Annotated in this window: 14 protein-coding genes; all 14 read left to right on the top strand. The window is 43.9% G+C overall.

What is annotated here, in order from left to right; genetic code table 11:
• Positions 1 to 4: 4 nt before the first annotated feature.
• The 14 genes from spoVE (at position 5) to sigE (ending at position 13,717) form a co-directional block, all read left to right on the top strand.
• On the top strand, positions 5 to 1,108 hold the full coding sequence (spoVE, locus tag ACZ5NG_RS09300; protein ID WP_464251538.1) for a stage V sporulation protein E: 1,104 nt from the start codon (positions 5 to 7) through the stop codon (positions 1,106 to 1,108).
• A gap of 17 nt (positions 1,109 to 1,125) precedes the next feature.
• On the top strand, positions 1,126 to 2,241 hold the full coding sequence (gene murG / locus ACZ5NG_RS09295) for an undecaprenyldiphospho-muramoylpentapeptide beta-N-acetylglucosaminyltransferase (RefSeq protein WP_464251537.1): 1,116 nt from the start codon (positions 1,126 to 1,128) through the stop codon (positions 2,239 to 2,241).
• A gap of 226 nt (positions 2,242 to 2,467) precedes the next feature.
• Complete coding sequence (murC, locus tag ACZ5NG_RS09290) at positions 2,468 to 3,844, top strand: UDP-N-acetylmuramate--L-alanine ligase (RefSeq protein WP_464251536.1); 1,377 nt, start codon at positions 2,468 to 2,470, stop codon at positions 3,842 to 3,844.
• Positions 3,844 to 4,749: a UDP-N-acetylmuramate dehydrogenase gene (gene murB / locus ACZ5NG_RS09285; protein ID WP_464251535.1), complete on the top strand. Its 906-nt coding sequence runs from the start codon at positions 3,844 to 3,846 to the stop codon at positions 4,747 to 4,749. Before murC ends, murB begins: the two co-directional genes overlap by 1 nt.
• A gap of 21 nt (positions 4,750 to 4,770) precedes the next feature.
• Positions 4,771 to 6,039 (top strand): UDP-N-acetylglucosamine 1-carboxyvinyltransferase, encoded by a 1,269-nt coding sequence (gene murA / locus ACZ5NG_RS09280; RefSeq protein ID WP_464251534.1) that lies wholly within the window; start codon positions 4,771 to 4,773, stop codon positions 6,037 to 6,039.
• 175 nt (positions 6,040 to 6,214) lie between these two features.
• The gene (locus ACZ5NG_RS09275; protein WP_464251533.1) at positions 6,215 to 6,958 is read left to right on the top strand and encodes a cell division protein FtsQ/DivIB; all 744 of its coding nucleotides are present in this window, start codon (positions 6,215 to 6,217) and stop codon (positions 6,956 to 6,958) included.
• Positions 6,959 to 6,963: 5 nt separating this feature from the next.
• Positions 6,964 to 7,677: a DUF881 domain-containing protein gene (locus ACZ5NG_RS09270; RefSeq protein WP_464251532.1), complete on the top strand. Its 714-nt coding sequence runs from the start codon at positions 6,964 to 6,966 to the stop codon at positions 7,675 to 7,677.
• The gene (locus tag ACZ5NG_RS09265) at positions 7,674 to 8,396 is read left to right on the top strand and encodes a DUF881 domain-containing protein (protein ID WP_464251531.1); all 723 of its coding nucleotides are present in this window, start codon (positions 7,674 to 7,676) and stop codon (positions 8,394 to 8,396) included. The genes ACZ5NG_RS09270 and ACZ5NG_RS09265 overlap by 4 nt, the downstream gene beginning before the upstream one ends.
• Positions 8,397 to 8,738 carry a small basic family protein gene (locus ACZ5NG_RS09260; RefSeq protein ID WP_464251530.1) on the top strand — a complete coding sequence of 114 codons (342 nt, stop codon included), beginning with the start codon at positions 8,397 to 8,399 and terminating at the stop codon, positions 8,736 to 8,738.
• Between the two features lie 101 nt (positions 8,739 to 8,839).
• On the top strand, positions 8,840 to 10,027 hold the full coding sequence (ftsA, locus tag ACZ5NG_RS09255; protein ID WP_464251529.1) for a cell division protein FtsA: 1,188 nt from the start codon (positions 8,840 to 8,842) through the stop codon (positions 10,025 to 10,027).
• A 39-nt stretch (positions 10,028 to 10,066) separates the two neighbouring features.
• Positions 10,067 to 11,116 (top strand): cell division protein FtsZ, encoded by a 1,050-nt coding sequence (ftsZ, locus tag ACZ5NG_RS09250; protein ID WP_464251528.1) that lies wholly within the window; start codon positions 10,067 to 10,069, stop codon positions 11,114 to 11,116.
• 62 nt (positions 11,117 to 11,178) lie between these two features.
• Positions 11,179 to 11,838: a stage II sporulation protein M gene (locus ACZ5NG_RS09245; RefSeq protein ID WP_464251527.1), complete on the top strand. Its 660-nt coding sequence runs from the start codon at positions 11,179 to 11,181 to the stop codon at positions 11,836 to 11,838.
• A gap of 216 nt (positions 11,839 to 12,054) precedes the next feature.
• Positions 12,055 to 12,966 (top strand): sigma-E processing peptidase SpoIIGA, encoded by a 912-nt coding sequence (gene spoIIGA / locus ACZ5NG_RS09240; RefSeq protein WP_464251526.1) that lies wholly within the window; start codon positions 12,055 to 12,057, stop codon positions 12,964 to 12,966.
• Positions 12,967 to 13,015: 49 nt separating this feature from the next.
• Positions 13,016 to 13,717, top strand: a complete 702-nt coding sequence (gene sigE / locus ACZ5NG_RS09235) for an RNA polymerase sporulation sigma factor SigE (RefSeq protein WP_464253143.1) — start codon at positions 13,016 to 13,018, stop codon at positions 13,715 to 13,717.
• Positions 13,718 to 13,776: the final 59 nt, after the last annotated feature.

Genomic DNA, 13,776 nt, shown 5'->3' with positions numbered 1-13,776 from the left:
GGAATTGCAAATAAAGAAAAGGTCACCGGACTTTATTCTTTTTCTTACCGTTTTGATGCTTTTGAGCATTGGTATTGTGATGGTGTTTAGTGCCAGTCAGTATGTGACAATTATTCGTTATCATAATGCTTTTTACTTTTTTGAACGGCAAATGCTGTGGGCCTTAATCGGCATTGTCGCCATGATAGTGACGATGAATATTGACTATTACAAATACAAGCGCTGGATACTGCCCATTGTGGTCATCGGTTTCCTATTGCTGGTAGCGGTGCTGCTGCCGGGTATCGGCAAAGAGGTAAACGGTGCACGTCGCTGGATTAATTTGGGACCTCTCTCCTTTGCCCCGGCAGAATTGGTAAAACTATGCTTGATTGCTTTTGTTGCATACGGGCTTTCTAAAAAGCAGGGATTGATTCGTGATTTCAAAAAGGGACTCATGCCCTATTTAGTGATCATGGGTATAGCTGCCGGTTTAATTTTACTGCAGCCGGACTTAGGTACTGCGGTGACGCTGTGCGGCACCATTATGCTAATGTTTTTGGCGGCCGGTGCCAGAATCTCACACTTAGCCTTGCTCTGTGCATTGGGCCTGGTATTGGTGGGTTTAGCCATTTATTTCGAACCTTACCGTATGAGCAGATTTTTAGCCTTTTTGGATCCGATGGCAGACCCGCAAGGTGACGGCTATCACATTATTCAATCCCTTTATGCTTTAGGTTCCGGTGGCTTGTTTGGCATGGGGCTGGGGCAAAGCAAGCAGAAGTTTCTTTATCTGCCGGAAAACCATACAGACTTTATTTTTGCCATTATCGGAGAAGAATTGGGCTTCATTGGGGCGGTACTGGTTATTTTGTTGTTTATCATGCTGGCTTGGAGAGGCTTTAAAATTGCCATTACTTCGCCTGATCCCTTTGCCAGTTTATTGGCAACCGGAATTACTTGTGGTATAGTGTTACAGGCAATAATTAATATTGGCGTTGTTACCGGTTCGATGCCTGTGACCGGAGTACCGCTGCCATTTATCAGTTTCGGTGGTACGTCTTTATTATTTAGTTTAATGGGCGTAGGCATACTGTTAAACATATCTAAATATACCACACCGCGGTAAGAAAGAGGTGGGCTTTATTGCGGGCAATTATTACCGGTGGCGGAACCGGTGGACATATCTATCCGGCACTGGCCATCGCTAAAGGACTGAAGGAGCGTTACCCCGGCATAGAAATTTTATATGTGGGGACAAACCGCGGCTTGGAGTCCGATATTGTTCCCAAAGAGGGCTATGCCTTTGAAAAAATCAATGTGGCCGGTTTTGAACGCCGGCTGTCTTTAAAGAATTTTAAAGTGCTCTGGCAGGCCGGCGGTGGATTGGTAAAAGCGATGAACATTGTGCGCCGTTTTAAACCGGATGTGGCTGTCGGTACAGGCGGTTACGTTACGGGTCCGGTGATGATGGCCTGTGCACTTTTTAAAGTGCCCACACTGATTCATGAACAAAATGCACTGCCGGGTGTAACTAACCGCATTCTTTCCCGCATGGTAAGTAGGGTGGCGGTTACCTTTGAAGACTCCGTTAAGCATTTTCCCAAAGGGGCCCGCATAAAAGTAACCGGTCTGCCGGTGCGCCCCGAGATTTTTCAGGTAGCAAAAGAAGAAGCGTATTCCCGCCTAGGTATTGCACCTAACAAACCGGTACTGTTAGTGTTCGGCGGCAGTCGCGGTGCTCGCAAAATCAATAATGCCATGGTGAAGGTAGTAGAAGAACTGCAGAATGATGAAGGGATTCAAATCATTCATGCTACCGGACAAGCAGGGCATAAAGAGTATCTGAACATGCTGCAGGCCAGAGGTATATCACTGGTTAATATTGGGAACATTACCACTGTACCCTATTTGTATAATATGCAGGATGCCCTTAATGTAGCCGATTTGGTAGTGTGCCGGGCAGGTGCGGCTACACTGGCTGAATTGACGGCTTTAGGGTTGCCAAGCATATTGGTGCCATATCCCTATGCGGCAGAAAATCACCAAGAGCATAACGCCCGCGCATTAGCTGAGCGCGGGGCGGCCGTAATGATTAATGATGCTGAATTAACCGGTGATGTACTGCTTGAACATATAAAACAACTGCTTTCTTCTCCGCAAGCCTTACACCGGATGGCCGAAGAAAGCTTAAAATTGGGAAAACCCCAGGCTTTAGAGGATATTTTGGAATTAATTGATCACTTATTAAATAACGACTAAGACAAGTTCAGTAACACTTATAGTTGCAACTGCATAATATATCCCGTAAAAATCTTCTTTGTACTGCAGGATGATAGTACAAGGAAACATAACATTTCAATGCACGATCAACCAAATAAAAACCTAAGGATGATAGCACAGGAAAACAGAGGCTGCGAAGATCTAGCGGCCTTGCAAGCCAAGTTTTCTATGCGGGGTGACCTGTAGGGAAGGAGATGAAAGCATAGTGAACGATATCCCCAATAAAGTACACTTTGTAGGAATCGGCGGTGCCGGTATGAGCGGCATTGCCCGTATTTTAGCAGGGTTAGGTTATCAAGTTACCGGATCAGATATAAAAGAATCAGAAGTAACTAACAAACTGCGCGCCTTAGGTGTAACCTGCTTTATCGGTCATAGTGCGGAAAATGTTGAAGGGGCGGAAATGGAAGTGGTTTCTACTGCTATTCCGCCAAACAACCCCGAAATTTTGCGCGCAAAAGAAAAAGGAATACCAATTGTCCACCGTGGACAAATGCTGGCAAAACTGATGGAACGGCAAAAAGGCATTGCTGTTGCCGGGGCACACGGGAAAACCACTACTACCTCAATGATGGCTTTAGTGTTGGAAAAGGGTGGTTATGATCCCACTATTATTATCGGTGGAGAACTAAATGATATTGGCGGCAACGCAAAAGTCGGTTATGGCGATTATTTGGTAGCGGAAGCAGATGAGAGTGACGGCTCTTTTTTGCTTTTACGCCCACACGTAGCCATATTGACCAATATTGAAGAAGAACACTTAGACTATTATAAAACTAAGGAAAATATAGTGGAAGCCTTTAAAAATTTTATACTTAATATTGATGCGGACGGTTTTGCGGTAGTAAATTGTGATGATGCCAATATTAGTAATATCATTAAAGAAGTCGATAAAACGGTAATCACATACGGCTTGAGTGAAGAGGCAGACTACACTTTAAAAAACATGTCATTAAACGGCAAGGCGAACAGTGCCGATGTGTATCAAGGGAACAGATTTTTAGGTCGGCTGGAGCTGGCAGTTCCCGGTCAGCACAACCTGATGAACGCGTTGGCGGTAGTTGCGGTATCACTGCGCATTGGGTTGACATTTGAAACAATAGCAGCGGCACTGCGTCAATTCAAAGGTGCACACCGCCGTTATGAATTATTGGGAGAAGTAAAGGGTATTAAAGTAGTTGATGACTATGCCCATCATCCTACCGAAATTAAGGCGACCCTGCGTGCTGCCCGTCAGGCGAATACCGGCCGGATAATTTCCGTTTTTCAGCCCCATCGCTATACTCGTACTAAATACCTGTACGAACAATTTGGGGAGTCCTTTGAAGATGCGGATTTAGTAATTATCAATGATATCTACAGTGCCGGCGAAAAACCGATTGCCGGGGTCAGTGCCCAACTGATTGTAGATGCAGTTAAGCGCCATCAGGCAAAAGAAGTTGTTTATATTAATAATCTGGCTGATATTGCCGACTATTTGCTGAATATTGTCCGACCCGGTGACATTGTGCTGACCATGGGAGCCGGGGATATCTGGACTTGCGGTGTAGATTTAGTAAAGAAACTTGAGGAGCACTTTTAATGGTTGAATCACTTGTTTTAAATAGATATTTTTCTGAATTAGGCATCAAACCGTTAATCAATGAACCAATGCATAAGCACACCAGCTGGCAGATTGGCGGTCCGGCAGAGTATTTTATTGAAACCGGCCACCTGGAAGAAACAAAGAAAGTCATTCTTTTGGCTAAAGAACTTAATCTGCCGTTGACCGTTATTGGCAACGGAACAAACCTGTTGGTGCGGGACAGCGGTATACCCGGTCTGACCGTCAAACTGGGTGGAGGGCTTAGGCAAATCAAGGTAACGGGAAACAGGATCGTTGCCGGTGCCGGTGCACCACTGCCAAAAGTTGCACAAACGGCAATGGAACAGGGCCTAGGAGGTTTAGCCTGGTCTGCAGGCATTCCGGGTACCGTCGGTGGGGCAGTGGTGATGAATGCCGGTGCCAACGGCTCGGCCATCAGTGAAATTATTCAGAGTGCGAAAGTAATTGACGGTGCCGGGAATATCTTCAATTTAGACAAAGAACAAATGGGGTTTGCCTATCGCACCAGTGCCCTGCAAGGCAAAAATTTAATCGTATTAGAAGCCACTTTTGAACTGTACCCGGCAGACAAAGAGGCGATTTATGCCCAAATGCAGGCCTTGATTAAAAAGCGCAAGGCCGTTCAACCACTGGGCTACCCCAATGCAGGCAGCGTGTTTAAAAATCCGCCGGGAGACTCAGCCGGCAGACTGATTGAGATGGCCGGACTGAAAGGGATGCGGATAGGCAACGCCCAGGTATCTACTAAACATGCCAATTGGATAATTAATTTAGGTGGAGCAACAGCCGCTGATGTTTTAACTTTAATAGATTTGATTAAACAAAAAGTTAAAGAGAGATTCAACGTTGCCCTTGAACTGGAAGTGCGTGTGCTGGGCTAGCATACGTGGAGGTGGAGCAACGTGAACAAACCATCCCAAAAGTTTTTAATTGTGGGAGGAAACCGCTTAAAAGGGAAGGTGAGAGTAAACGGCAGTAAAAACGCTTCATTGCCGATTCTTGCCGCTACGCTACTATGTCCTTGCACATGTAAAATAAAAGATGTGCCTAATTTACAAGACATAAAAAATATGAAAGACGTGCTTTTTTACCTAGGGGCACGGCTTAGCTGTGAAGGAAGAACCGTGACTGTTGATGCCCAACAAGTACAGTCGCTGGAGATTTCCGAAGATTTAATGCGTCGGATGAGAGCTTCTAATTTGGTTTTAGGCCCCCTTTTGGCCCGCTTTGGCTATGTAAAAATCAGTTACCCGGGCGGGTGCAACATCGGCAGCAGGCCGATGGATTTGCATCTAAAAGGGCTGAGGTTGATGGGGGCCGGTATCAAAGAGAAGTTTGGTTACATTATTGCCGAAGCACCCCATGGTTTAAAAGGGGCGGAAATACATCTGGATCTGCCCAGTGTGGGTGCAACGGAAAATCTAATGATGGCGGCAACACTGGCCGAAGGAACAACGGTAATTCGCAATGCGGCCAAAGAACCGGAAATTGCCGATTTGCAGATGTTTTTAAATTCTATGGGTGCCGATATAAGCGGTGCAGGTACCGATACCGTTAAAATCAACGGCGTAAAAGAACTGCATTCCGCCGAACATACTGTCATTCCGGACCGCATTGAAGCGGGAACTTACATGGTAGCGGCAGCCATTACCAAAGGTGAAATTACACTAACTAATGTAATACCGGAACACCTGGAACCGATCGTTGCCAAACTGAGAGAAGCAGGAGTGCAAATAACTTTTCAAGAAGACAGCATAACAGTGCGAGGAAGCGAGCGCATTAAAGCGGTAGATATCAAAACCATGCCCTATCCGGGATTTCCTACCGATATGCAGCCCCAGATGATGGCACTGATGAGTATTGCTGAAGGTACTTCCATCATCACGGAAACAATTTTTGAAAACCGATTTAAACATGTTGCTGAGTTACAGCGCATGGGTGCGGATATCCGCTTAGAAGGAAATACGGCGATTGTTCGCGGTGTCCCCGGTCTTTCCGGGGCATATGTAGAAGTTTCGGATTTAAGGGCGGGTGCAGCACTGGTATTGGCGGCAATGGCCGCTGATGACGGTTCTGTGCTGGAAAGCATTGAGCATATCGACCGCGGCTATGAGAGCATAGAAAAAAAATATAACGCTCTGGGGGCCAGAATTATCAGAGTGAACAGTTAGCAATAAAGCCTGAGGCATTTATACAAAACCTCAGGCTTTATTTACTATCTACCCTTTGCGGTGGCATTTTTGTTGTTTCTTAGAACTTTTTTGTTTTGGACAAGCAGACTATTTACCTGTATAATTATTTACAATAAGTGGTTGTCCTGTTAAAAATGGTATTGCAGGTGAAAAAATGACCCAAATCAGGCCACAGTCAGAAAAACCAAAGCACAACTTTTTGCAGGGTATTTTTTTTCTGCTGTTGATTTGTTTAGCAACTTATATATTCTTACAGTCACCTATATTTGATGTAAAAAAAATTGAAATCAACGGCAGAAACCGTGTTCCTCAAGAGGAACTGGTAAAACTTTCCGGTGTTGTTCCCGGCAGCAACATTTTTAAATTAGATTTGCGCATTGGCGAAGAAAAAATTAACATGTTGCCAATGATAAAAAATGCAAAAATTACTCGTAAGTTTCCTTCCACTGTGGTGATTACCGTTGAAGAAAGAGTGCCGGTTGCTTTACTGCCACTGGGGAAAGACTTTATTGAGATAGATCTGGAAGGAGTATACCTACGGGAAGGGAAAATTAACCAATCAGAGCTACCGGTAATTACCGGCTGTGACATCGGTGAGCCGGTATTGGGTAAAAAGATATCCGGTGCAGATATTGATATCATGCTCAACGTGCTCAACGACCTGCCGACGGCATTGTTACCCCGGCTTTCGGAAATCCATGTTGATGATAACAATAAAATTTTTATATACACTTTAGAAAGGATACAAGGACGTTTGGGTGATCCCAAAGAAATAGAGCAAAAAGCAAATGTATTTTTAGAAGTACTTAATCAGGTGCCCGAAGGAAAAGTTGTAGAGTATGTGGACTTAACATCCTTTAAATCGCCGGTGGTTAAGTATCGCTCTCCGGAGGTGTAGCTGAGGTGAAAACAAGTAGATACCACTGGGCAATAGTTGTAGTAGCCTTTGTTTTTGGCTTGATGTTGGCGGTACAGTTTCGCGCCCAAGACCAGGTAGTTAATGATCCGACAGTTGAACGAACCGAGAAGCTTTCTGAACAAATTGAGCAAAAAAAAGCGGATGTGGAAGCGCTTCAGGCCAAAGTTGACGCAATGCGGCTGCAATTAGAGGAGGCAGCAGATGAACCGGAATTGAAAGCGCTGCAGCGGGAATTAACCGCTGCCGGTATTTTGGCCGGCACAACGCCGGTAACCGGCCCGGGTTTAGAGGTAACTTTAAAAGACAGCGATATAGTGCTGCAGCCGGGGCAACAGCAGAACCCTAATCTATACGTACTGCATGACGAAGATGTGTTAAAGGTATTAAACGAGTTAAAAGCAGCCGGAGCAGAAGTGCTGGCCATTAATGATCAGCGTTTAATAGCAACCAGTGAAATACGCTGTATTGGTCCTGTCATCTTAGTTAATGACAATAAACGCTTAGCTCCTCCCTATGTTATTACCGCCATCGGTAATCCGGATACTTTATATAATTCTCTTTATATGAAAAACGGGGTGGTTGATTCGTTAAAAGTTTGGGGAATTCAAGTTAATGCTAAAAAGATGAAAGAAGTCACCATTCCCGGTTATGACGGTGTGATCACGCATAACGGAGTCCGTGGGGAGGAAAGAACATGAAAATAAACAAACCGATGTACTTTTCTCTCGCTTTAGTATGTGTTGTGTTGGGAATAATGCTGGCACTGCAGTTTCGCGGCACTACCGATAGTCTTCCTTATGATCGCCCGCAGGAATTAACCCAGGAACTTAGCCGATTAGAGCAAAACTACAATGTTTTGCTGGCTGAAGCGGCAGATTTACAAAACAGCTTAGAAAAAATTCAACAGGGCAGTAATCAATCCTATGAGGCTTTGCAAAATGAATTAAAAAAGTTGCGCAAAGCGGCGGGCTTGGAACCCGTAACCGGTCCGGGTGTGGAGGTAATTGTAAGGAATATGCCGAAGGAAAGTGCCAATCAATACAATCCGAATATTGATTCGAGCCTTTTTTCCATTAAGTACGATGACTTGTTGAGACTGGTAAACGAGTTGAATGCTGCCGGAGCGGAAGCGGTATCAATTAACGGTCAGCGTTTGATTGCTACAAGTGAAATACGCAGTGCCGGTAATTTTATTGATGTGAACTTAACTAGGGTTTCCGACCCTTACCACATCTTGGCAATCGGTGATCCGGAAAAACTGGAAAGCAGCTTAAAAATTAAAGGTGGATTGGTGGAAACCTTAAAAGATTGGGCCATTGACGTGCAGGTAGAAAAGAAAGAAGAGATTACTATCCCCGCATATAGGGGGATACTGGAGTTTAATTATGCCAAACCTTTAAAAGAAGGGGAAAAGTAAATGTGGATTGGAATAATATTAGCAAGTTTAGGCTTGTTTGTCGGTTTATTTATCGGGCTTAATCTACCTATAGCAGTACCGGGAGTATATGCTCCCTACCTCGGTTTAGCAGTGCTGGCAGCTTTAGATTCAATATTTGGCGGTATCAGAGCAGGTATGGAAGACAAGTTTGACACTACGGTATTTTTATCCGGATTTTTTATCAACGCCATTTTAGCTGCCACTCTGGCATATATTGGCGAGCGACTGGGTGTAGCCCTGTCTACCGCGGCAGTAGTGGCATTTGGAGTGCGCCTATTTCAAAATTTAGCTATTATTCGCCGACATTTATTAAAAAAATAGCTTATTTTGTTAAAAAAGTGCTACTTTATTACAGTAAAATTAGAGGGAATTTAGTATTTATGTTGAATTTACAGATAAAGTAAGAATAGGGGGAGAAATTTGTGGGCAGCAATGTGATCGCCGCCCTGGATATCGGCAGTCACAGTATTAATGCATTGATTGCCAAGCACGATGATACCGGACTGGCTGTTTTGGGTTATGGCCAATCCCCCTCTGTCGGTTTTAGAAAAGGAATGGTTTCCGATATCGAAGCCTGTGCCTTATCAATTAAATCAGCGCTCAATACAGCTGAAAATATGGCCGGTATCGGTATTAAATCTGCCTATGTGGGGTTTTCCGGCGGCGATGTATATAGTGAAAATGTCATGTCGTCAATAACGGTGAAAAATACATGCACCGAAGATGCTCACAAACGGCTGCTGAATTCTTGCAGCCTGCAAGTTCACGACAGATACTTCTTATTGCATCTGGTTCCCCGGGAATATGCTGTTGACGGCTTATGGGGAATTGCCGAGCCTATCGGTATGAACGGTTCCCGCGTTGAAATAGAGGCTCATCTCATAATGGGGCGGGAGCTTGCTGTGCAAAACTTGTTGGCTGCGCTGTATCAGGCAGGCATTCAAGTAAAAGGGTTGTTTTTTAATGCCTACGTTTTTGCCCACCAACTGCTGCAGCCGGCGGAAAAAGAAATCGGCTATCTGTTAGCGGACATCGGAAGCAGCAGTACCGGGCTGTGCTGGTACCATCGCGGCAAACCGTGGGTAACCCTATCCCTTCCGGTGGGCAGTGGGCACATTACCAGTGATTTAGCCATTGGTTTACATATTCCTGTTTCCGTGGCTGAAGAAATAAAAATTAAGTATGGTTTAACCCAATTAACTAACAAAGATGAAGAAATATTGATTCAGGGCTTGCCAAATGGAACGCAAAAAATTTCCGGCCAGTTAGTATATGACATCATTGAAGCCCGGGTAAATGAATTGATAGAGTTAATTAACAACCTAATTAAAACTTACGGTCAGGGAATAGTTCCTGCCGGAATTGTACTGATGGGCAGGGGAACGCAAATGCCGGGCCTAATGCAAAAAATTTCCGCAGCCACCGGGCTTAAGGTGCGGACGTTTAAGGATATAAAGCAAAATGAAAATTTAGAAGAAATTACTGCCTTGCAAATTATGGAATATGGCGTCTCTAACAATGTGAAAAATCATGACAACCGTAATGACCCATTGAACATCCTGAAAGAACGGCTTAAGGGCGTTATATATAAATTAAAAATCGATGCTTAAAGGTATTTAAGTGAACAGAAAAGTGAGGAGGATTACTGCATGTTGGATTTCGAACTGGACCTCGATCAATACGCAAGTATTAAAGTTATTGGAGTAGGAGGCGGCGGCAATAATGCGGTTAACCGCATGATTACCGCCGGTTTAAAGGGTGTAGAATTTATTGCGGTAAATACCGATGCCCAGGCTTTGAACCTTTCGCAAAGCCCGAATAAAATACAAATTGGGGCAAAACTAACCAAAGGATTGGGAGCAGGTGCCAATCCGGAAATTGGCAAAAAGGCTGCTGAAGAAAGCAGGGAAGAAATCCAAGAAGCCTTAAAAGGGGCGGATATGGTCTTTGTTACTGCCGGCATGGGCGGGGGAACAGGTACCGGGGCGGCACCGATAGTAGCCGAAGTGGCCAAAGAATTAGGAGCTTTAACGGTCGGGGTCGTCACCAAGCCCTTTACCTTTGAGGGACGGAAAAGAATGTCGCAGGCAGAAAGCGGAATTCAACAGTTAAAAGAAAAAGTAGATACCTTAATTACTATACCCAATGATCGTCTTTTACAAGTAATTGATAAACATACCTCTATTGTGGAAGCTTTTCGGATTGCTGACGATGTACTGCGGCAAGGTGTTCAGGGCATTTCTGACCTAATTGCTGTTCCGGGTTTAATTAACTTAGACTTTGCCGATGTGAAAACGATTATGAAAGACACAGGATCCGCTTTGATGGGTATTGGATCTGCCACTGGGGAAGGCCGGGCTGTTGAAGCTGCACGTGCCGCTATTTCCAGCCCACTACTGGAAACCTCCATTGAAGGAGCAAGGGGTGTGCTGCTAAATATTACCGGCGGTTCTTCATTGGGCCTGTTTGAAGTTAATGAAGCGGCAGAGATTATTTCTCAGGCTGCTGATCCGGAAGCCTATATTATTTTCGGTGCAGTAATTGATGAGAAGATGAACGAAGAAGTGCGGGTAACGGTAATTGCTACCGGTTTTGAACAGAGAAGCAGCAAAAAAGAACTGAAATCCGAATTGGATATTAAACCTTTTGCCAACCATGATGAACTGGATATACCTGCTTTTTTACGCCGGAGAAAATAATCAAAAAACAGGTGCTTGAGGTGCGAGGTTACTTTGCACCTCTTATTTGTATGGAGGAGAAGATGGACACAAACAAAGATGCGTTTTGTTTGCGCAGTTATTTAGCTGCCGCACTGATTGCCGAAGCGGTATTTGTGTTAATGGTAGCCGTTACGGCAGTAATAACCCTGATCTTTTTTAAAAACTCTGACCACTTGCTGACCTTATTACAAAAACTGATGGAAGGATTGACTGACAAAGTTGATGCCGCAACTTCGTGGGGAATGACCTGGAATATATTTGTCAATAATCTGCTTATATCGCTCACACCGTTGGTGATATTTTCACTTCAACTGCTGCGGGGCAAACATATTAGAATTTTTGCCGCCGGTCTTGCGGCACTTGTCGGCATATTCTTGTATACAGTTAACTGCTTAGCGGCCGGGTTGTCTATTGGGGCGCTGAGTATAATGTTAAATGTTGATTACGGAGTTTTGCTGACGGTGACAATGATGCACGGTGCTTTTGAACTGTATGCTTTTGCTGCCGGCTGTATGTTTCCGCTGTATTTTTGGCTGCAGGTGAAAAAGGCAAGAACAAAAACAGGCAACTTTTTAAGCCTCTTTCCACCGGCGCAAAAACTGGCGGTTAAATTAATACCGCTATTAATTTTGATACTGGCTGTGGCTGCAATAATCGAAGTTTTTGTTTCTACGCCCATTGCCGGCCAACTGATCGGTTAAAAAACTTCCGCCTAAAAATTTAGGCGGAAGTTTTTTACTCCGTAAATTTGCAATATAAAGAAGAAAAAAATTGCTGCCTTTCATCCAAATATTGACAAATATAACAAACAATGGGTTGTATAATAAAATTGTAAAGTTTGTCATAGCAATTACCTAGGGGCCATATACTGGTAACAGAGGCATTGTGTACCGGTCCTTTAGGTTGGGGGCATTTAAATGAACTATGTAGTATATCTGGACGTGATACTGGTAGGGAACATAGTCATGAACTACGTAATTCTTTGGACCACTGCCAAGTTTGCCGGATATTACCCCAGCCGTCTGCGCTTGTTGTTTGGCGCAGCGGTGGGGTCAATTTATGCCTTTAGTGTATTTGTTCCCGGTTTACATAACTTGTTGTTTTGGCTTTTTAAGTTAATTATAGCGGTAATTATGGTACTTTGTACTTTTGCCCCTTTGCCGTGGCGTCGTTTGCTTGTTGTTTTAGCTTATTTCTATCTTGTTTCCTTTGGAATGGGCGGCGTGGTAATGGGCTTACTTTATTTTATGGGCAGTGCCGGTTATGCTCCTGATTTAAGCAGCTTCATGTATTTGATAGATAAATATTTTTGGTACGGCATTTTTATTACCCTGTTTATTTTTTGGCTGGTCAGCAAAGTGGGGGCCGTAGTTTATCACAAAAAAATGACTCAAAAGGCTTATAAAACGGAAGTAACCATAAAAATTTTTCAACGACAAGTGCAGGTTGAGGCCTTGGTTGATACCGGCAATTCGTTAACCGACCCTTTTAGCGGTTTGCCGGTGATGGTAGTGCAGTTTGCGGCCGTTAAACCAATACTGCCGCCGTGGTTGTGCGAACTGTGCGAAAATAATGCCGAACCGGATTTTAATAACATTGATCAAAGGCCGGACAATGCTTGGTTAACCAGGCTCAGGTTTATACCCTATCAGTCATTGGGCAAGAAAAACGGCATGTTGATTGCCTTTCAGCCCGATGAAATTCAAATTCGGCTGGATAAAAAAATCTTGCATGTTACCAAAGCATTAGTGGCGATTTACAAGGGTGAGCTCAGCTCGGGTGAAGGTTATCGTGCCCTTTTGCATCCGCAGTTGTTAAAGGCAGCTTAAACCGGCTCAGGGGGGGATAGGAGCATTGAAGAACCTTGACTATATTACGATGGTAATGCGGCTGACAATATCGCGGCTGCTGCGCTGGCTGGGGCAACAGGATGAAGTGCATTATGTTGGCAGCAGTGAAGCATTGCCGCCGCCGCTGACATCAGATGAGGAAATTGGCTTAATTCAAAGGTTAGAAAAGGGAGATACTTCCGTTAAAAGTGTACTGATTGAAAGGAACCTGCGTTTGGTGGTTTACATTGCCAGAAAATTTGAGAGCACCGGAGTGGGCATTGAAGATTTAGTATCTATTGGCACGATTGGATTAATCAAAGCGGTTAATACCTTTGACCCAAATAAAAAAATAAAACTGGCCACTTACGCATCACGCTGCATTGAAAATGAAATACTGATGTATTTAAGAAGAAATAATAAAACCAAATCCGAAGTTTCCTTTGATGAACCGTTAAATATAGATTGGGACGGCAATGAACTGCTGCTTTCTGATGTATTGGGTACAGATAACGACATCATTTACAAATATATTGAAGAAGAAGTAGATAAAAAATTATTGCACCTTGCCCTGCAAAAACTAAGTGGCCGAGAAAGACGGATTATGGAACTGCGTTTTGGTTTAAATAATTGCGAAGAAAAAACGCAAAAAGAAGTGGCTGATTTATTGGGGATTTCTCAATCCTACATCTCTAGGCTGGAAAAGCGCATCATTAGAAGATTAAAAAAGGAGATTCACCGCATGGAATAGACAGGAATGTATAATTCAAAATCACCAAGGTAATAATTGAATTAAGCAAGTGAATATGT

It is taken from the genome of Desulfovectis peckii (genome assembly GCF_055391705.1).
This window is presented reverse-complemented; position numbering and strand designations above follow the sequence as displayed.